General features: G+C 39.9%; 20 protein-coding genes and 2 pseudogenes. All 22 read left to right on the top strand.

Features of this window, described 5'->3' with window-relative positions; all coding sequences use genetic code 11:
• Positions 1 to 20: 20 nt before the first annotated feature.
• The 22 genes and pseudogenes from BLP87_RS03525 to BLP87_RS03430 all read left to right on the top strand — a co-directional run bounded on the left by BLP87_RS03525 (position 21) and on the right by BLP87_RS03430 (position 16741).
• Positions 21 to 1598: a ComEC/Rec2 family competence protein gene (locus BLP87_RS03525; RefSeq protein ID WP_074461449.1), complete on the top strand. Its 1578-nt coding sequence runs from the start codon at positions 21 to 23 to the stop codon at positions 1596 to 1598.
• Positions 1599 to 1711: 113 nt separating this feature from the next.
• Positions 1712 to 1816 (top strand): annotated as a pseudogene (locus BLP87_RS16525) (terminase); the annotation flags it as partial.
• A gap of 448 nt (positions 1817 to 2264) precedes the next feature.
• Positions 2265 to 2723 (top strand): annotated as a pseudogene (locus BLP87_RS16270) (P27 family phage terminase small subunit); the annotation flags it as partial.
• Complete coding sequence (locus BLP87_RS03510; RefSeq protein ID WP_074461448.1) at positions 2720 to 2938, top strand: hypothetical protein; 219 nt, start codon at positions 2720 to 2722, stop codon at positions 2936 to 2938. The pseudogene BLP87_RS16270 and the gene BLP87_RS03510, both read left to right, overlap by 4 nt.
• Positions 2907 to 4184: a tyrosine-type recombinase/integrase gene (locus BLP87_RS03505; protein WP_074461447.1), complete on the top strand. Its 1278-nt coding sequence runs from the start codon at positions 2907 to 2909 to the stop codon at positions 4182 to 4184. The genes BLP87_RS03510 and BLP87_RS03505 overlap by 32 nt, the downstream gene beginning before the upstream one ends.
• Positions 4185 to 4498: 314 nt before the next feature.
• Entirely contained in the window at positions 4499 to 4810 is a 312-nt protein-coding gene (locus BLP87_RS03500; RefSeq protein ID WP_074461446.1) for a hypothetical protein, read from the top strand.
• A 412-nt stretch (positions 4811 to 5222) separates the two neighbouring features.
• Positions 5223 to 5399, top strand: coding sequence for a hypothetical protein (locus BLP87_RS03495; RefSeq protein ID WP_242871803.1), 177 nt, complete (start codon positions 5223 to 5225; stop codon positions 5397 to 5399).
• Complete coding sequence (locus BLP87_RS03490) at positions 5392 to 6015, top strand: Fic/DOC family protein (RefSeq protein WP_074461444.1); 624 nt, start codon at positions 5392 to 5394, stop codon at positions 6013 to 6015. The genes BLP87_RS03495 and BLP87_RS03490 overlap by 8 nt, the downstream gene beginning before the upstream one ends.
• On the top strand, positions 6012 to 6365 hold the full coding sequence (locus tag BLP87_RS03485) for a hypothetical protein (RefSeq protein ID WP_074461443.1): 354 nt from the start codon (positions 6012 to 6014) through the stop codon (positions 6363 to 6365). Before BLP87_RS03490 ends, BLP87_RS03485 begins: the two co-directional genes overlap by 4 nt.
• A 153-nt stretch (positions 6366 to 6518) precedes the next feature.
• Positions 6519 to 6971, top strand: coding sequence for a tRNA (N6-threonylcarbamoyladenosine(37)-N6)-methyltransferase TrmO (gene tsaA, locus BLP87_RS03480; RefSeq protein ID WP_026515159.1), 453 nt, complete (start codon positions 6519 to 6521; stop codon positions 6969 to 6971).
• Positions 6972 to 8030: 1059 nt separating this feature from the next.
• Positions 8031 to 8174 (top strand): hypothetical protein, encoded by a 144-nt coding sequence (locus BLP87_RS15820; RefSeq protein WP_155833802.1) that lies wholly within the window; start codon positions 8031 to 8033, stop codon positions 8172 to 8174.
• A 109-nt stretch (positions 8175 to 8283) separates the two neighbouring features.
• The gene (locus BLP87_RS03475) at positions 8284 to 9315 is read left to right on the top strand and encodes a DUF5688 family protein (RefSeq protein ID WP_074461442.1); all 1032 of its coding nucleotides are present in this window, start codon (positions 8284 to 8286) and stop codon (positions 9313 to 9315) included.
• Positions 9315 to 9449 carry a hypothetical protein gene (locus tag BLP87_RS16405; protein ID WP_278246550.1) on the top strand — a complete coding sequence of 45 codons (135 nt, stop codon included), beginning with the start codon at positions 9315 to 9317 and terminating at the stop codon, positions 9447 to 9449. The genes BLP87_RS03475 and BLP87_RS16405 overlap by 1 nt, the downstream gene beginning before the upstream one ends.
• The gene (locus BLP87_RS03470; protein ID WP_074461441.1) at positions 9446 to 10411 is read left to right on the top strand and encodes a DUF6017 domain-containing protein; all 966 of its coding nucleotides are present in this window, start codon (positions 9446 to 9448) and stop codon (positions 10409 to 10411) included. The genes BLP87_RS16405 and BLP87_RS03470 overlap by 4 nt, the downstream gene beginning before the upstream one ends.
• Positions 10408 to 11232: a ParA family protein gene (locus BLP87_RS03465; RefSeq protein WP_074461440.1), complete on the top strand. Its 825-nt coding sequence runs from the start codon at positions 10408 to 10410 to the stop codon at positions 11230 to 11232. The genes BLP87_RS03470 and BLP87_RS03465 overlap by 4 nt, the downstream gene beginning before the upstream one ends.
• Positions 11189 to 12127 carry a ParB/RepB/Spo0J family partition protein gene (locus BLP87_RS03460; RefSeq protein WP_074461439.1) on the top strand — a complete coding sequence of 313 codons (939 nt, stop codon included), beginning with the start codon at positions 11189 to 11191 and terminating at the stop codon, positions 12125 to 12127. The genes BLP87_RS03465 and BLP87_RS03460 overlap by 44 nt, the downstream gene beginning before the upstream one ends.
• Before the next feature lie 73 nt (positions 12128 to 12200).
• The gene (locus BLP87_RS03455) at positions 12201 to 12548 is read left to right on the top strand and encodes a type II toxin-antitoxin system RelE/ParE family toxin (RefSeq protein WP_026668069.1); all 348 of its coding nucleotides are present in this window, start codon (positions 12201 to 12203) and stop codon (positions 12546 to 12548) included.
• Positions 12549 to 12555: 7 nt separating this feature from the next.
• Positions 12556 to 12867 carry a helix-turn-helix domain-containing protein gene (locus BLP87_RS03450; protein ID WP_026668068.1) on the top strand — a complete coding sequence of 104 codons (312 nt, stop codon included), beginning with the start codon at positions 12556 to 12558 and terminating at the stop codon, positions 12865 to 12867.
• Positions 12868 to 12994: 127 nt separating this feature from the next.
• On the top strand, positions 12995 to 13474 hold the full coding sequence (locus BLP87_RS03445) for a PcfB family protein (protein WP_074461438.1): 480 nt from the start codon (positions 12995 to 12997) through the stop codon (positions 13472 to 13474).
• Positions 13471 to 15216 (top strand): VirD4-like conjugal transfer protein, CD1115 family, encoded by a 1746-nt coding sequence (locus BLP87_RS03440; protein ID WP_074461437.1) that lies wholly within the window; start codon positions 13471 to 13473, stop codon positions 15214 to 15216. The genes BLP87_RS03445 and BLP87_RS03440 overlap by 4 nt, the downstream gene beginning before the upstream one ends.
• Positions 15217 to 15279: 63 nt before the next feature.
• Positions 15280 to 16365 carry a hypothetical protein gene (locus tag BLP87_RS03435; protein WP_074461436.1) on the top strand — a complete coding sequence of 362 codons (1086 nt, stop codon included), beginning with the start codon at positions 15280 to 15282 and terminating at the stop codon, positions 16363 to 16365.
• Between the two features lie 163 nt (positions 16366 to 16528).
• Entirely contained in the window at positions 16529 to 16741 is a 213-nt protein-coding gene (locus BLP87_RS03430; RefSeq protein ID WP_026668063.1) for a Maff2 family mobile element protein, read from the top strand.
• Positions 16742 to 16801: the final 60 nt, after the last annotated feature.

The raw sequence follows: 16801 nt of genomic DNA, 5'->3' as shown, positions 1-16801 counted from the left end.
GTTTTAGGAGGGGGAGCACTATGATATTTGATGAAAATGTTACACTAAGCGATTTTATTGAAATATATGGTGGTAATGATCAAGGTGGAATAGTGATACCAAGAGATTATCCATACATTTATATTGTTTTTCAAAACGAAGGGGCTAGAAATCATAATAATGATAATTTGGATTGGAATGGCAATGGAACACATGATGTTGTTCATTACACGCATGAAGCTGATAACAAGAAAAATGATGCTGTTATAAATCATAAAAGAAGAAGATGTTATAACAGCATTTTTGTATTTGCAAGGCAAGAAGATGATTCGCTCAATGTTTTGGGGGAATATGAGTTTATTGAAAATGGGGTAGAGAATGATGGTAGCTCATATTTTGTATTGAATAAGTTAGATAGACCAATTTCCGATGCAGAGATTTATTTTTCTGAAAAAGATGGAGAGCTTTCACTTGTAGGAGATTCTAAGATTTTTTTTGAACGATTAAGAGGGATAGTTCGTGAAGAAGCAGAAAATGAACAGATTCTGTATAACGATGCGAATGAAGGCCAATACTATTATAGGGTTGATGATAGATTTGAAAATGTAGTTAATAATTTAGATTCAAATGAATATAAGAGAGCAATGCAAAGAGAATATAGTATTAGAAAGCTTAATGAAAAAATCAGGCGTTTGGCAAGTAGGTATATAATGCCTGAGGGAGTAAATTGTGAAGTTGAGAACGCTTTTTTATACTGTATCAATGTTGGATGTGGAAATATGCTTCTCATGGTTTTGCAAAATGGAGATGAACACAAAATATTTTGTTTTGATTTTGGAATTGAAAATGTGTTTGGAGCTGGTGGCGGTGTCTATAGGGAGCATATAGAAGATTGCTTAGAGCATATCAGAAATATTTTTGGGATTGAGGAAATTATTTTTGATAAATTGTTTATTACTCATCCGCACTATGATCATATTTCAGAGAGTAACCCTTACTTCCTTAGTAGAGAAACAGAAGTGTATATGGGATTTTATAATAATTTTTCAAGTGATAAGTACTTTTCTCTTATAGCAGATACAGCATATAAATGCTGCAATTATGTATCATTAATATGTGATAGCAGTGATGAAATGGTGAATATTCTTCATCCAGAACAAAAAATAGGATATAAGGCACATAGAGGGTATGTTCCCTATAATGCAGAAAAGCTGAATAATGTTTCGCCTATAATATGCATATGTTTAGTTGATAATAATGAGAATAATTATAAAGTAGTTTTTACTGGAGATATCGAAAGACAAGGGTGGCAATGGTATATAAATTGCCCTGGAACAGAAATGCTTGATGTTGATGTATATATTCATTCGCATCATGGAAGTGAAAATGGGCATTCTTTTACAAATCTTACTGGTCGTAATCATGTTTGCTATGACTACTTTGAATCAAGAACAGAATTTGTTTCTACAAGAGATGGATGCAGATTTGGTGGAGGAACTTTAAATGTTGCTACAGGTATATCTCATGATGCATATAGGACAGATGTTCCAGATGGCATTTCATTCTATGAGTATGATATATTCAGAAGAATGCGTAGGCACTATTATGTACGAAGGTAGGGGCGGTTGAAATCTCTAAACCTTGTAGGCTTCCAGACCGAGCCGCCCTCTCACGTGCACAAAAAGCGAAATCAAACAGGGAATAACCCCGGTAGAGTTAAAAGGAGCTAGAAATGGCTAAAGATGGCACTTTACGAGGTGGTGCAAGGGCCGGAAGTGGGCGGAAATCAAAGGCACTTACCGAGAAATTAAATAATGGAAACCCAGGAGGGAGAAAAGGATAATCAAACTTTTTGAGGGTTTGCCAAGCGTTTTGAGGGTCTGACTTGAGGGTCAGATCCTTTTAATGTGGGGAGTTTTTGAGGGTCTACTTTGAGGGTCTGAGTGTTACGGGGCTGTTGTTATGGTTATAGTGGGTGGCCAATAGGATAGCATATCATTATCTGTCGCCCTGGTGCGACGGCCCGACGCCCCATGGGACCCGCCGCTCGCACCGGACAGGGCTCGGTATTAAAGCAAACAAGGAAACGAAGGGAGTGCAAGGATCATCACTACATTAAAAGAACCAGAATTAGTCAGTTTCAATAACTGATTAACTCTGGTTTTGTTTATTATCACGGTAGACCCTCAAACCAAACCCTCAAACCAGACCCTCAAAGTAGCCCCTCACGATAGACCCTCAAACTGGACCCTCAAAATGATTGACCCTCAAAAACTTTGAATACCCGGAGAAAACTCAGAATTATGGAGTTTTCTCCCTCCTCTAATTTACATGGAAATGAAATGCCTGAGCTCAAATCATACATGACGTAAAAACAAAAGAGCGGTGATGATTTTGATGCTAAGAGCGTATTTGAAGAGACATGGAACTGGATCGGGGAAAGGGGATGTGAAAAGCTCATAAGCGCGCAGCTTGTAAGAAATTATGCTATGAGCGTATCAAGATGGATTCAGTGCGAGCATGCGATATCAGAATATGGTTTTCTGGCTAAGCATCCTACGACCGGAGCAGCAATCCAATCTCCATATGTATCAATGTCTCAGAACTACATGAAGCAGGCCAACAACCTTTGGTATCAGATTTTTCAAGTGGTGAAGGAAAACTGCTCTACAGAATTTCAAGGTGCTATACCACAGGATGACGTAATGGAGCGACTGCTTCGTTCAAGAAAAGGAGTTCAATGAAAGAAAGGTCAGAGTTTTTAAAAGAGTTAAAGGCACATAACCTCATAGTTGTAAGGTTCAGAAAGCTTGTGAAGGAAGAAAACCTTAGCTTTACAGTAAGGTACTTCGGGAACAGGACACTGCTTATACGAAAAGAGTTGGAAAAATACCTGGAGGAACATCCGGAGGCAAGGAGGGATTTACATGGCTGGAAAAAGTTCAGGTCTAAGACGTGACAAGAGGCATAGAGTTTTAAAAAGCGGCGAATCCATCAGAGCTAATGGGAAGTACCAGTATAAGTACTTAGTTGATGGAAAACCTAAGTTTGTTTATAGCTGGAAGCTGGAGCCTACTGATCCATTGCCTGCAGGGAAAAAGCCATGCTTATCACTCAGGGAATTAGAAAAGCAAGTAGAGAAGGAGATAGATTCTCCGATTTCTCCGCTGGCTAAGAAAATGACCGTTTTAGAGCTTGCTCAGAGATATGTGAAAGCAAAAGTTGCTGTAAGGCCAAATACAAAGCAAAATTATGCTTTTGTACTGAATCTGCTGGCTAAGGAAGAATTTTCCAACAAGATTATTGCTAATGTAAAGACATCAGATGCGAAGCTCTTTATGATCAAGCTTCAAGAGGATGGAAAGGGTTGCAGTACAATAAAATGTATCAGAGGAGTTTTAAGACCGGCGTTTCAGATGGCTGTAGATGACGATATGCTGGTAAAGAATCCGTTCTGCTTTCAATTTGGAGGAGTTGTGGTAAATGATGCTAAGCCAAGAGAAGCTTTGGATGAAAAACAGATGGAGAGTTTTCTTAGGTTTGTTCATGACGATTATGTTTATTGTAAGTACTATGAGACTATGTACATTTTGTTTCACACGGGACTCCGAATTTCAGAGTTTTGCGGTTTGACCGACAAAGATATTGATTTTGAAAATATGATTATAGACGTTAATAAACAGCTCCACAGGGATTCGAAGATGAATCTTATGATCAATCCTACCAAGACGAATGCTGGAACGAGGAAGCTACCAATGACTGAGGATGTTGCAAAAATGTTTATGGCCATTCTGCAGGATAGGGAGATGCCAAGATTCGATAAAGGTGTTGATGGATATAAAGGATTCTTATTTTATGATAAAAATGGCCTTCCGGAAGTGGCCATGCATTGGGAACATAGGATTAAGAATATGAAGGAAAAATACAATAAGCTTTATAAGCTTCAAATTCCGGCTCTTACTCCGCACATATGCAGGCACACGTATTGCACCAATATGACCAGAGCGGGAATGAATCCCAAGACGCTACAATACCTGATGGGGCATTCGGACATAAGTATCACAATGAACGTATACACTCATCTTGGGCTTGATGATGCAAAAGAGGAGATGATCAGGATGCAGGAGCTCAATATGGCAAGGGATGAAATGAAGAAGGAGGGCAAGGTTAAGCCACTCAGTCAGAAAGCGTTTAGAGTTGTGTGAGTGGGATTGAGGTGAAGCAGAGGAAGCGGGGGAAAGAAGATAGGAAGAAAAAGAGGATAGAGAGGCAAAGCGGATAACCAATCAATGCACCAAATAGGCAGCCTTTTGGCGTGGGCAGGGAATTAAGCTCATTCCAGAGGCTGTTTTTTATTGCAATTTGCAATTATAAGAAAATGATTATTTCGCTTTAATTGGGGCTTAATAATTGACTGGTAGAATAAGGTAAGTAATTGTTTGTATTAAATAAAATTACATGCTGTTGAATACGTTGAATAAGCTCTTTAATCATGCATTACAGAAGGAGGTAAGAAATTATGAAGTATCAAGAAGAGCAGGCACTGAGTAATCTATCATTGAGGATGTTGAATTTAACAGAACAAATTGATGAGTTCGATTATGGTGAGTTTCAGGCTTGTGTAAGTGAGTTAAGAGCTATTAGAGATAATATGAACCCGAGAGGACGTGGTTCATCACAAGCTATAAATTATCTAGACTGGGCTCTTGAAGCTTTTGATGGAGTAACAACTAATAAGGTGTCTGATTTGGAAAATTGTGGAGGGATTGGATATATCTCCGATGCGGAATATTGCTGGATAGATCCAAATGAAGATTTTAAAGGAATGTAAGTATTTTTTCAAAAAGTCCTTGGGATAGCCGTCCTGAGGGCTTTTTCAAACTCCGAATATCTCCGAATGGCGAACCAGGGGTGACTACTTTTTGACTACTTTTCATGTCCATGATATTCCGAAATATTCCGTAATATTACACGATTGTGTTATTATTTTAATGTCGCGTGATAGAGTAAACACTTTTGTAATCCACCGGTGGTGCGCATTTCAGCGAATAACTCGGAATATCAAGGAGTAGGAATATATGTAAATATCGGTATTTTCGTCAGTTGACGGGGATATGAGAGACTGGAGCTGTAGGCATTGTCTACAGTTTTATCGTAGGACATTTGGTTGATTGAATGGTATATAATCGTGGAATTATATAGAGAATCATTATATAATAGTGGTACTAAAGGAGGCGATGGATATGACAAACACTGAAGCATGGGATTATGCGATTGGCATGATCAAGGTGGATGGATTAGAGCCGACAAAGGAATTTAAAGAGTATATTGAAAAGGAAAAGCGCGGAGAAGTTACAATGGAAGATGCTAAGCGCTTTTTAGATAAAAAGTATAAGATTAAGGAGTCAACAAATGCGTGATCCTTATCTGTATGAGGATGTCCCTGTATTAAGAAATTTGCTTGGGATAAAAACTCAAGAGTTATTAGACGAAGCGGAGGCAGACTACGTTGTCTATCGTTTGAAGGATTTGGTAACACATCCGCTTCCGGGGGATTATCATACCGATCATTTTTTGAATATGCATCAGCAGATTTTTCAAGACATCTTTGATTGGGCGGGATGTCCAAGAACTATAGCTATATACAAAGAGGAAGATGTTTTGGGCGGTCAGTCGGTGGAATACTCAGATCCTTTTGATATAGTTACGGATATTCATCATGTTTTGAAAAATATGAGAGAGAAAGACTGGAACTTAATGGATACGGCTGAACTTGCAAATCAATTCTGTGAATCGCTTGCTGCTTTATGGAAAATTCATCCCTTCAGAGAAGGGAATACTCGAACTACAGTTACATTCTGCTGCCAGTTTATTGATGAACAGGGACGGCACATTAACAGAAAATTATTTGAAGATAATGCCGGATATGTGCGGACAGCATTAGTTGCGTATAATGCATATTTTGCAGATGGAAGTGATTTCAGAAAAAAAGAGTATTTATACAAGATTGTATATGATGCTTTTAAGAATAATTGAATTTATGCCTGAAAAATAGGCAGCCTTTTGGACTGGGCAGGGAATTATGCACATTCGGAGGCTGCTTTTATGTAGATCCCACATGGAGCCTTACATTAAATGATTTTATGATGCCAAGTGATGTTCGTGAGCAGACTTTGGCCGGAGCTGGAATCAGCGGTCCGCTTTATCCAAGGCATTATTTAGATGAAGAGCCTATTTATGATCCTAAATTTGATTTCTCTGCAAATGATGATAGATATGCAGAGCTTCGTGATGGCTGGAATATAATAAACATCGACAGGGCAAGAAAGGTTATAACCTATGATTCTGAAGATGGAGTAAAAGAGTTCGCATACGGCAATCTTTAAAACAGTAACAAAAATATAATAATGTAGCAAATAGGCAGCCTTTTGGCGTGGGCAGGGAATTAAGCTCATTCCGAGGCTGCTTTTTGTTGCAATTTTTATGATGAGAAATTTATAATATGAGAAATCGATAAATCGGAATTTGAGGTGATATGCATGAGAATAGAAATGGAGCCAATTGGTTACGTTAGAAATGAAGTGAAGGATAGAAAAGATACTGCTTGGGGAGAAGACACTTCTTCTATCTTGTTGGATAAACGGTACATATCAGGTTTGAAGGGCCTTGAAGACTTTTCTCATGTAATCATCATTTATCATCTTGATAAAGCAAAGTATGAGAAGGATAAGCATCTCCAAAGAAGGCCTCAGAACAGAGAAGATATGCCATTAGTTGGTATTTTTTCGCAGCGTGGAAAAGATAGACCTAATCGTATCGGTATGACTTCCGTCAAAGTGGTTTCTGTTTCAGAGGATGCACTTGTTGTTAAAGGACTTGATGCTGTGGATGGTACCCCAGTGTTAGATATCAAGCCATATTATCCTGTTTATGATAAGAAAGATGCAGTTGTTCCAGAATGGGTTAATCGATTGATGGAGCATTATTTCTAATAGATAAATTGGAAATTGTTGAGCTGTCCGCATAAGAAAAGAGCTCGATAAATTCAAGTTTGCCGGAATCAATAATGTAGTAAATAGGTGGCTTTTCGGCGTGGGCAGGGAATTAGGCTCATTCCGAAAGGCTGTTTTTGCCAAAATACGGCACAATCCCAACTCAGAATATCTCCGAATGGCGAGCCCGGGGTGACTACTTTTTGACTACTTTTCATGTCCATGATATTCCGAAATATTCCGTAATATTACACGATTGTGTTATTATTTTAATGTCGCGTGATAGAGTAAACACTTTTGTAATCCACCGGTGGTGCGCATTTCAGCGAATAACTCGGAATATCAAGGAGTAGGAATATATGATTAAAATACTGTTTGTCTGCCACGGCACAGCACTCTAAAAACTCTTGAAACCTGCATGAATACTGGGCTTTGGCTCTTGCATAATATGGCTTTAACCCCCGTTTAACCCCTGTTTTTTTGGGGGTAAAAAATCTCAATTTATAATTAAGAAAAAACGAAGAAACACATGATTTTTGCGCTACATAGAGCAGTTATCCGAAAGGATAGCTGTTCATTTTTTTTAACGGCATATGTTATGAGATTCGGCAAGGGATTTGATGAAAGTAATTTACGTAATATGCGTCGGTTTTATAATATATTTCCAATTCGTGACGCATTGCGTCCTGAATTCAAATAACAGTTCGTAGAAGACTTGAAGGAAAAATTACAGGCTGGTGGGTGCCTACAGTCGGCGTGAATCTCGCTCTTACCATGATTTCCGAGCACTACGAGGTGGTATGGCTATGGCTCGGCGGAGGGAGAAGGAACACTTTAGAATAAAGGTACATGTACCTAAAATGAGGTGTGCTTTATGGTAATTGCAAGACAACGATATTTGGACAAGCTTATTAGTCATATGAATAATGGTCTGATAAAGGTCATTACTGGAATAAGAAGATGCGGAAAGTCTTATAGAAGATGCGGCAGTTTTACTTTGCTTTCCCAAATGCGAACGCATTGCGTTCGGAATTGAGTTGGACTCATTAGCGAAGCCTTATGCGTGTAGAAGATGTAGAATATACTTTGCCGGAAGACAATAAGCAGATTTTTGCTGCAAAGTATTTGCCGTACATGCCAACAAAAGATGAACTTAGACGTGAATTGAATATTGAGGATTTCGAGAAGAAAGACTTAGATTAACAAATCAAAATAGTCCCGATTACATAGAACGGTTATTTCGAAAGAGGTAGCTGTTCTTTTTTTGCGCTCATTTTGGGCGGTAACAATTCATTTCAAAGGAGGATAAAGAATGGAGTACGAGAAATTCAAAGAACAGTTCGTGGAAGACTTGAAGGAGAGATTACAGGCAGGTGGCGGTGAGTACCTGGTTGAGCCGCATGAGGTTCAGAAGATGAATCAGACCTATGAGGCAGTTACGATCAAGCCACAGGAAGCAACGATTGGCGTGAATCTCAATCTTACCGAGATTCATGAGCGCTACGAGGACGGCATGAGCTATGACTCATTGGTAAATGAAGTAGCAGATAGGGCAGACAGAGCTTTACATGACCGTCCTGATTTCAATTTGGAGGAACTTAAGGATTATGACCGGATGAAAGAGAAGCTTTCCATGGAGGTTGTATCTTCCGGGCGAAATGCAGAACTTTTGAAGGGGGTTCCGCACAGAAACATAGAGGATATGTCTGTTGTATATCGCTTCGTGCTTGATATTGACAAAGAAGGCATGGGCTCAATACTTGTAACAAACCAGCTCCTTGATAGCTACGGCATCACACCGGAACAGCTTCATGCAGATGCACTGCAGTATGCTCCCGTAATGCGCCCTGCTGTCATTCAGACTATGGCAGAGACTCTGCTTGAGATGATGGGACCTGAAGCAAAAGATATGATTCCCGTTATGCCTGAGGATCCGTTATTTGTTGCATCGGTACCCGACAAGACTCAGGGCGCAGGCGTTATTGCCTATCAGGATTTCATGGACCAGGCGGCTGAGAGAGTAGGCGGTGACTTCTTTATTTTGCCCAGTTCGATCCATGAAGTTTTACTTGTAAAAGACGACGGAAACGTAGATATAAACAACTTGGAAGGAATGGTAAAAGAGGTGAATGAGACGCAGGTCGCTCCTGAAGATGTGCTTACAGACAGCGTTTATCACTATGATTCCAAGGAAAAGCTGTTTGAGCTTGCAGGGAAATATCAGGAGAGGGTTAACGAAAAGAAGCGTGAATCAACCCTCGATAAGCTTGATGCCAAGAAGCGTAAAGAACCGGCGCACGAAAAGAGCACACGTCCTCGTTCCCGTGGCGGCGAGGCACTTTAATGAAAAGAGGAACAGGCATGAAGCCCGTAGCCTGTAGAAGTTGTCCTTACGGAAGACATCAGCCGTGTATCGGCTGGTGTACCCGTAAGATTTTGGAAGAGATGAGGCAGTTAAAAGAGGAGAAAAGAAAATGACGTTTGATTATTTCTATGGTCGTGAGAGCGACCTTTTTTCATTTCTCAGGATCCCCAAGATGCTCTTCACAGATGAGCATTTCAAGCGACTTTCCGCAGAAGCGAAGATCATGTACGGTCTACTTCTTGACCGTATGTGTTTATCGGCTGTGAATGACTGGAAGGATGAGAATGGCAGAGTCTACATCATTTACACAATTGATGAAACATCAGAGAATCTTGGCTGTGGTAACAAGAAGGCAGGAAATGTCCTTGCGGAGCTTGAAAACATCGGACTCATAGAAAAGAAACGTCAGGGTTTGACCAAGCCAAATCTTATATATGTAAAGAATTTTGCTTCTGAAGTGTTAAAAGAGCATTTCCAGAAATGTCAAAACGACACTTCAGGAAATGTCGAAAGTGCTGCATCAGGATATGTCAGAATGACAGCTCAAGAACCGTCAGAAAGACGAACTATTAATACTGATAATAATAAAACTGATATTAGTAAGACTGATTCTATTCCATTCTATTCCGGAGAAATCCGCGTTTATGGAGATATGCCCAAGGTAGAAGGAATGGAAGGGAATGGAAATAGAGCTGAAAAAGAGCTGCTTGATAATCAGATATATGTAAGAGAAAGCATCAGTTTGGATGTTCTGGTCAAAAGATATCCTTGTTATAAGGAACTGCTTGAGCAGATTGCAGCGCTTATTGTTGATGTCCTTTGTTCTACAAAGAAAACTATCTGTGTTGGTAAAGAGGACAAGCCTTCAGCGATAGTGAAGTCACAGTTCGAGAAGCTTAATTCAATGCATATCGAGTACGTGTTAGAGGGGCTTCAGAATAACACTACAAGAGTCAGAAACATGCGGCAGTACCTGACAGCTGCTTTGTACAATGCGCCGCTAACCATGGACGCACATTACGAAGCACTAGTACGGCATGACTTAGCATATGGAAACACAAAGGAGGAAAAATGAGTAAGGCACAAGTTATTGCTTTAGTAAATCAAAAAGGAGGAACAGGCAAGACGCAGAGCACCGAGAACCTTGGCATAGGTCTTGCCAATGAAGGTAAAAAAGTTCTTCTTGTCGATATGGATCCGCAGGGATCGCTGACTATCAGCTTGGGGCATCCAAGAGCTGATGAGCTTCCTGTTACTGTTGCGGATATCATGGCAAAAGTATTGCAGGATCAGGTGATAGCACCCAGAGAAGGAATCCTTCATCACGAAGAGGGCGTAGATCTCATGCCTGCAAATATCTCTTTGTCCGGTATGGAAGTCTCTCTGGTAAACGTCATGAGCAGAGAAAAGGTGCTGAAAGAATATATTGATTCTGTAAAAGATAATTACGACTATGTGCTTATCGATTGCATGCCGTCACTTGGAATGCTCACAGTCAATGCTTTGGCTGCGGCAGATAAGCTGGTAATTCCGGTACAGGCTCAGTATCTTTCTGCAAAAGGTCTGGAACAGCTTCTTCAGACAGTAAACAAAGTCAGAAGACAGATAAATCCAAAGCTTAAGATTGATGGAATCTTGCTGACCATGGTTGATAGCAGAACGAACTATGCAAAGGATATCTGTAATCTTATCCGCGGAACTTATGGCAATAAGCTTAAAGTCTACAAGACAGAGATTCCGCATTCTGTAAGGGCTGCTGAGATCAGTGCAGAAGGAAAGAGTATCTTTTCACATGATCCGAAGGGGAGAGTCGCGGAGGCATACAAGAATCTGACAAAGGAGGTACTTAAGAATGAAGAAAGAGCGCTCAAACATTCAGCTGAGCAGTTACGATGATATTTTTGGAGGAAATGACTATGAAAGCACTAAGAGTGAAGCTTCAGGTGATGCTGTTGTGGAGATACCTCTTTCCGACCTTCATCCGTTTAAGGACCATCCCTTTAAAGTCAGAGATGATGAGGAGATGGCTAAGACTGTGGAGAGCGTCAAAGAATACGGAGTTCTCCAGCCTGCCATTGTCAGAGCTGATGAGTCTGGCGGCTACGAGCTTATTTCCGGTCATAGAAGATACCGTGCATCAGAGCTTGCGGGAAAAGAGGCGTTGCCGTGTATCGTAAAAGAGCTTGATGATGATGCGGCTACGATCCTTATGGTTGATAGCAATCTGCAGAGGGAAGAGATATTGCCGAGTGAGAGAGCGTTTGCGTTTAAGATGAAGTTGGAGGCGATGAAACATCAGGGAATGAAACGTGAGGTAGATACTTCCCGACAAGTTGTCGGAAAGCTAGAAGCAGCGAATATTATGGCAGATGAGGTTGGAGAAAGTGGTAGACAGATACAGAGATTTATTCGTCTTACAAACCTTCTCCCTGAGTTCCTTGAGATGGTAGATAACAAAGTTATAGGCTTTAACCCCGCTGTAGAAATATCCTTCTTAAATGAGACTCAGCAAAATGACTTATTGGCAGCTATCGCCTATTCTCAGGCTATACCATCTTTATCTCAGGCACAGCGTATCAAGAAGTTGGCTCTTAACGGAGAGATTACACAGGAAGGCATGAATATTATTCTTTCTGAGGAAAAGAAATCAGAGCTCGACAGAGTTACTTTAAAGAATGATGTCCTAAAGAAGTACTTCCCTAAGTCATATACCCCTAAGCAGATGGAAGAGACAATCATTAAGCTCCTTGATCAGTGGCAGAAGAAACGGAGTAGGGACATGAGTTTATAGAAATGTGATAGAGACTGATGTTGTTGACACCCTACATTGTAGGGCATATACTATTAATTGCAAGGAGTAAGAAATGGTTAGAACATTTATTGAAGTTCCTCTTTTTACAAAAAGATGGAAAGAAATCGGCTTAGATGACAAAGATTTATTGAGACTACAAATAATGCTTTTGAAAGACCCACAGTCAGGACCGGTGATGGAAGGAACTGGAGGTATTAGAAAAGTAAGATTTCCAATCGAAAAACGTGGTAAAAGCGGTAGCATCAGAGTGTGCTATACAGATTTTGAAGAGTATGAAGCAACTTATCTAATTACTGCATTCAAGAAAAACGAACAGGAAAATCTTACTGAAGAAGAAAAGAAAATTCTTAAAAAACTTGTGAAAGCATTGAAAGAAGAGGCCGCTAGAAATAGGAGGTAATCTGATTATGAGTTCATTGTTTGATGATCTGCAAGAAGGATTGCAAGAGGCTATAGATTATGAAAAAGGTTTAGGCAGTGCCAAGACGACAACTTACGTAATCGCACCGATAAAAAAATATACTAATGAAGAAATAAAAAAAGTTAGAAATAGAGCAGGAATGACTCAGACCGTATTTGCTAATTACATGGGAGTTTCCAAGAAAACTGTAGAAGCATGGGAACTTGGAAGAACGCATCCTACAGGTCCTGCATATAGGTTGTTGGATATTTTAGCGAGTGGTAATGCGGAATCTCTTGCTTTTATTTCAAAAGTATGATGATATAAGAGCACGCAATCATAACAACGTAGCTTCAGAAATAACAAGTTGATATTTTATTTGCACTTAAGGTAGTGGATTCTAAAAATCTGCTACCTTTTTTCGTGCCCGGAAAGGAGGAAATTTCATGCAGGAAGAAATAGAAGAGAAAACCGTGCGGCTTGCCATCTCAGGAACGAGACTCACAGGTAGAGCAGTTGCGGCTGCAATTCGAACTTATCTAAGGCACAGAGCTAATGAGAAGCTGGCTTCAATAGATGAGCATATTCAAGGTAAGCAATCTATAGATGAGCTGGTAAAGCAGAATCAGGGAGTCAGTAGCATGGTTGTCGGTGATGCGGGTATCAGAACCTTTGAAAGGATAGCCAAGAAGTACGGCGTGGATTTTGCTATTATGAAGGATAAATCAGAAAAGCCGCCGGTCTATACAGCTTTTTTCAAAGCAAGAGATACCGATGCAATGGAAGCAGTCGTTAATGAATACAGCAAGAAAATGATGAAGATAAAGGAGCGTCCGAGCGTGTTAGAAAAGCTTAAGAAATTCATAGAGATTGCGAAGAAACATCCCAAAAAGGACAGACACAGAACACAGGAGAGAGCACTATGACAAAAAATCAGAAACGTTTCATCCTGCTGAACATTCCCTACGTGCTTGTCGGCGTATTCGCAACCAATTTGGGAGAAGCTTGGAGGCTATCAAAGCTTATTGATACGCCAAATGAGATAGGAGCACTGGCTAAGGCACTGCCTATTGCCTTAGCCAATCTTGTGCCAAGCTTTAACCCTTTTGATCTGATTGTTGGTATTATCTGCGGCGTGTTATTGAAGGTTATAGTTTATATCAAGGGAAAAAATGCTAAGAAATACCGTCATGGTGCAGAGTACGGAACCGCACGCTGGGGAAAAGCGCAGGATATAGAGCCGTTTATGGCTCCAAAATTTAAGGATAATATCATCCTTACGCAGACAGAGAAGCTTATGATGAACAGTCGACCAAAGAGTCCTAAGTTTGCAAGAAATAAGAATGTACTTGTAGTAGGTGGTTCCGGTTCAGGTAAAACAAGGTTTTTTCTGATTCCGAATCTTTTGCAAATGCATTCAAGCTACGTGGTAACCGATCCTAAGGGTGACGTGGTTATAAATACAGGAAAGACCTTGCTTAAGCATGGGTATAAGGTGAAGATTTTCAATACCATCAATTTCGATAAGAGTCAGCATTACAATCCGTTTGCCTATATTCGCAGTGATAATGATATTCTAAAGCTGGTGAATACGCTTATAGCAAATACGAAGGGTGATGGTAAGGCGGGAGATGAGTTTTGGCAAAAAGCTGAAACTCTTTTATATTGCGCTCTTATCGGATATATCCATTACGAAGCTCCGGAGGAAGAGCAGAACTTCAATACTTTGCTGGAGTTTTTGAATGCATCGGATGTTCGCGAGGATGATGAGGACTATGAGAATCCTGTGGATATGATGATGAAAGAACTGGAAGAAATCAATCCAAAGCATTTTGCGGTAAGGCAGTATAAAAAGTACAAATTGGCGGCAGGAAAGACAGCAAAGTCTATTCTTGTCAGCTGTGGTGCCCGCCTCGCTCCGTTTGACATTGATCAGGTGCGGGAGATTACCATGTATGATGAGTTGGAACTTGATACCTTGGGAGATAGGAAGACAGCGCTGTTTCTTGTAATGAGTGATACCGATCCGACCTTTAATTTCCTTATATCCATGATTTACAGCCAGTTATTCAATCTGCTGTGTGATAAGGCTTATAACGTATATAAGGGAAGACTTCCTGTTCATGTGCGTTGTCTTATTGATGAGACAGCGAACATTGGTCAGATTCCTAATTTGGAAAAGCTCGTAGCAACAATACGAAGTCGTGAGATCAGCGCCTGCCTGTTTCTTCAGGCAAAGTCACAACTCAAAGCAATCTACAAGGAGAACGCTGATACAATCATCGGCAATATGGATTCTCAGCTTTTCCTTGGCGGTACAGAGCCAACCACGTTAAAAGACCTGTCTCAGGCTTTGGGAAAAGAAACTATCGACATGTATTCCACAGGTGAGAGCCGTGGCAACAATCCTTCTTATTCCATGAACTATCAGAAAAACGGGAAGGAGCTCATGACAATCGATGAGCTTGCAGTCATGGACGGCGATAAGTGCATCCTGCAGCTTCGAGGAGTACGACCATTTTTGTCGGACAAATATGATGTGACCCAGCATCCACTTTATAAAGAGACTGGTGAATATGATGAAAGGAATAAGTTGGATATACAACGGTTCTTGCATCAGACGTTGAAAGTCAGATCTGGAGAGTTTTTTGATGTGATAAAAATCTAAAAAGTGTCTCTCTCCTTGCTGTGCTTCATGTATAATGGAGTGCAGTGAGAGGAGAAATGTAAAATGAATTTGGATGAATTAAAAGATATATATGACAATGTTGCTATTGAATATAAGAAAATATCTCGTTTTCATACGCTTACGATGCTTACGTATGATGTGGCGTTAGCAGGGGCTGAGAAAGCTGTTGGAAATATACCTAAACTATCTTTATCAGACGAGGAAAAAAAGCAATTATCTTATTCTGCAGCAGATAAAGAAATAGAGAGCGTTGAGTTAATAAGAGGGTGGATTTCTTTTGAAGAATACGCAGAAAAAATTGGTGAACCGATTATTGACGTACAGCAAAAAGCCGAAAGTGGTGAATATGGAAAGGTTGAAGAATATAAGGGTGAGAAAAGAATTTTTTGGCCACCAGAGGAACAAGGGAATGAAGATTTACCACCTGTAGGTTCTAAGAAAAAATATGGTGTTGGAGTAAAAGTAAGAGGGACGATAGTCACTAGTAAAAAAATGGAATATGAAGATATGATGGCATTTTTAGCTTCTTCAAAAAATTTAGAAAGAAATACTAGTGAAGGAAAGGCGTTACTTAATAGGGAAACTTTTTTATTGTATTGGTCGACATTTGAACAATATGTAAAAAATCTATCTACTGCGTTGTTTAGCCTATTTCCAGAGCAAGTTTTTAAGACTAATGCATATAGAAAAAAAGAAATGTCATACTGTGATATTTATGAACTATCATCCCAATTAACGAATTTAACTGACTTAAAAGAAGCTATTATTGATAGTATTTTAGGAGATTCAGTGACGGAGAGACAGGCCATTTCTAAGAGGATAAATTTTATAAAAGATTGCTATCTTGATAAAGGAATTGATCCGTATGCTACATGGTGCGTCTTTAAGGGCAAAAAATTAGATATAGATTTTCAAGTATTAGATCAAGTAAGAATAATAAGAAATGCAATTGTTCATGCTAATGGTAAAATGTCAGAGGAGTGGGATAAAATAAACCTTATAATTAGACCTGCTGATGATGTTATATTTGTCGATGATGAATTGCTTTTAAAGACTGAATTAATTTTGAGTTCAATATCATATAATTTATATAGACTCGTGAATTCAAGTCTTTCAAAAAGATTATAGATTGTTACATAGACCAGTACCCTGGGGACGCCCAGTCCGTACCGGTCTATTATTATGCCCATTTTTAGCGCAGAAAATTGGCATGAGACGTAACTTCCAATCACATTTTAAAGAAAAAGAAAGGAAAGTCCGGGAGCCGACGCTTCCGGACAAGGTAATAATTATGGCATTTTTTCAGAGTTCAATCACAGTTTTGCAGACACTCGTTGTTGCGCTTGGAGCAGGTCTTGGAGTTTGGGGCGTTGTAAATCTTCTTGAGGGATACGGAAACGATAACCCCGGTGCGAAGTCGCAGGGAATGAAGCAGCTCATGGCAGGCGGAGGAGTTTGCCTTATCGGAACACAGCTCATTCCGCTTCTCTCAGGATTGTTTTAAGAAGCCGGTTTACGGGCTTTTGGCAGGGCAGATTTTGTACGTACCGAGTACAAAATCTGC

The sequence above is a fragment of the Butyrivibrio hungatei genome, assembly GCF_900101605.1.
Classification (GTDB): domain Bacteria; phylum Bacillota; class Clostridia; order Lachnospirales; family Lachnospiraceae; genus Butyrivibrio; species Butyrivibrio hungatei_B.
This window is presented reverse-complemented; position numbering and strand designations above follow the sequence as displayed.

Bases quoted from the DNA above. Each gene is read 5' to 3' on its own strand.
- BLP87_RS03525 (WP_074461449.1), top strand. From the start codon at position 21: ATGATATTTGATGAAAATGTTACACTAAGCGATTTTATTGAAATATAT.
- BLP87_RS03510 (WP_074461448.1), top strand. From the start codon at position 2,720: ATGAAAGAAAGGTCAGAGTTTTTAAAAGAGTTAAAGGCACATAACCTC.
- BLP87_RS03505 (WP_074461447.1), top strand. From the start codon at position 2,907: ATGGCTGGAAAAAGTTCAGGTCTAAGACGTGACAAGAGGCATAGAGTT.
- BLP87_RS03500 (WP_074461446.1), top strand. From the start codon at position 4,499: ATGAAGTATCAAGAAGAGCAGGCACTGAGTAATCTATCATTGAGGATG.
- BLP87_RS03495 (WP_242871803.1), top strand. From the start codon at position 5,223: ATGACAAACACTGAAGCATGGGATTATGCGATTGGCATGATCAAGGTG.
- BLP87_RS03490 (WP_074461444.1), top strand. From the start codon at position 5,392: ATGCGTGATCCTTATCTGTATGAGGATGTCCCTGTATTAAGAAATTTG.
- tsaA (WP_026515159.1), top strand. From the start codon at position 6,519: ATGAGAATAGAAATGGAGCCAATTGGTTACGTTAGAAATGAAGTGAAG.
- BLP87_RS15820 (WP_155833802.1), top strand. From the start codon at position 8,031: ATGCGTGTAGAAGATGTAGAATATACTTTGCCGGAAGACAATAAGCAG.
- BLP87_RS03475 (WP_074461442.1), top strand. From the start codon at position 8,284: ATGGAGTACGAGAAATTCAAAGAACAGTTCGTGGAAGACTTGAAGGAG.
- BLP87_RS16405 (WP_278246550.1), top strand. From the start codon at position 9,315: ATGAAAAGAGGAACAGGCATGAAGCCCGTAGCCTGTAGAAGTTGTCCT.
- BLP87_RS03470 (WP_074461441.1), top strand. From the start codon at position 9,446: ATGACGTTTGATTATTTCTATGGTCGTGAGAGCGACCTTTTTTCATTT.
- BLP87_RS03465 (WP_074461440.1), top strand. From the start codon at position 10,408: ATGAGTAAGGCACAAGTTATTGCTTTAGTAAATCAAAAAGGAGGAACA.
- BLP87_RS03460 (WP_074461439.1), top strand. From the start codon at position 11,189: ATGAAGAAAGAGCGCTCAAACATTCAGCTGAGCAGTTACGATGATATT.
- BLP87_RS03455 (WP_026668069.1), top strand. From the start codon at position 12,201: ATGGTTAGAACATTTATTGAAGTTCCTCTTTTTACAAAAAGATGGAAA.
- BLP87_RS03450 (WP_026668068.1), top strand. From the start codon at position 12,556: ATGAGTTCATTGTTTGATGATCTGCAAGAAGGATTGCAAGAGGCTATA.
- BLP87_RS03445 (WP_074461438.1), top strand. From the start codon at position 12,995: ATGCAGGAAGAAATAGAAGAGAAAACCGTGCGGCTTGCCATCTCAGGA.
- BLP87_RS03440 (WP_074461437.1), top strand. From the start codon at position 13,471: ATGACAAAAAATCAGAAACGTTTCATCCTGCTGAACATTCCCTACGTG.
- BLP87_RS03435 (WP_074461436.1), top strand. From the start codon at position 15,280: ATGAATTTGGATGAATTAAAAGATATATATGACAATGTTGCTATTGAA.
- BLP87_RS03430 (WP_026668063.1), top strand. From the start codon at position 16,529: ATGGCATTTTTTCAGAGTTCAATCACAGTTTTGCAGACACTCGTTGTT.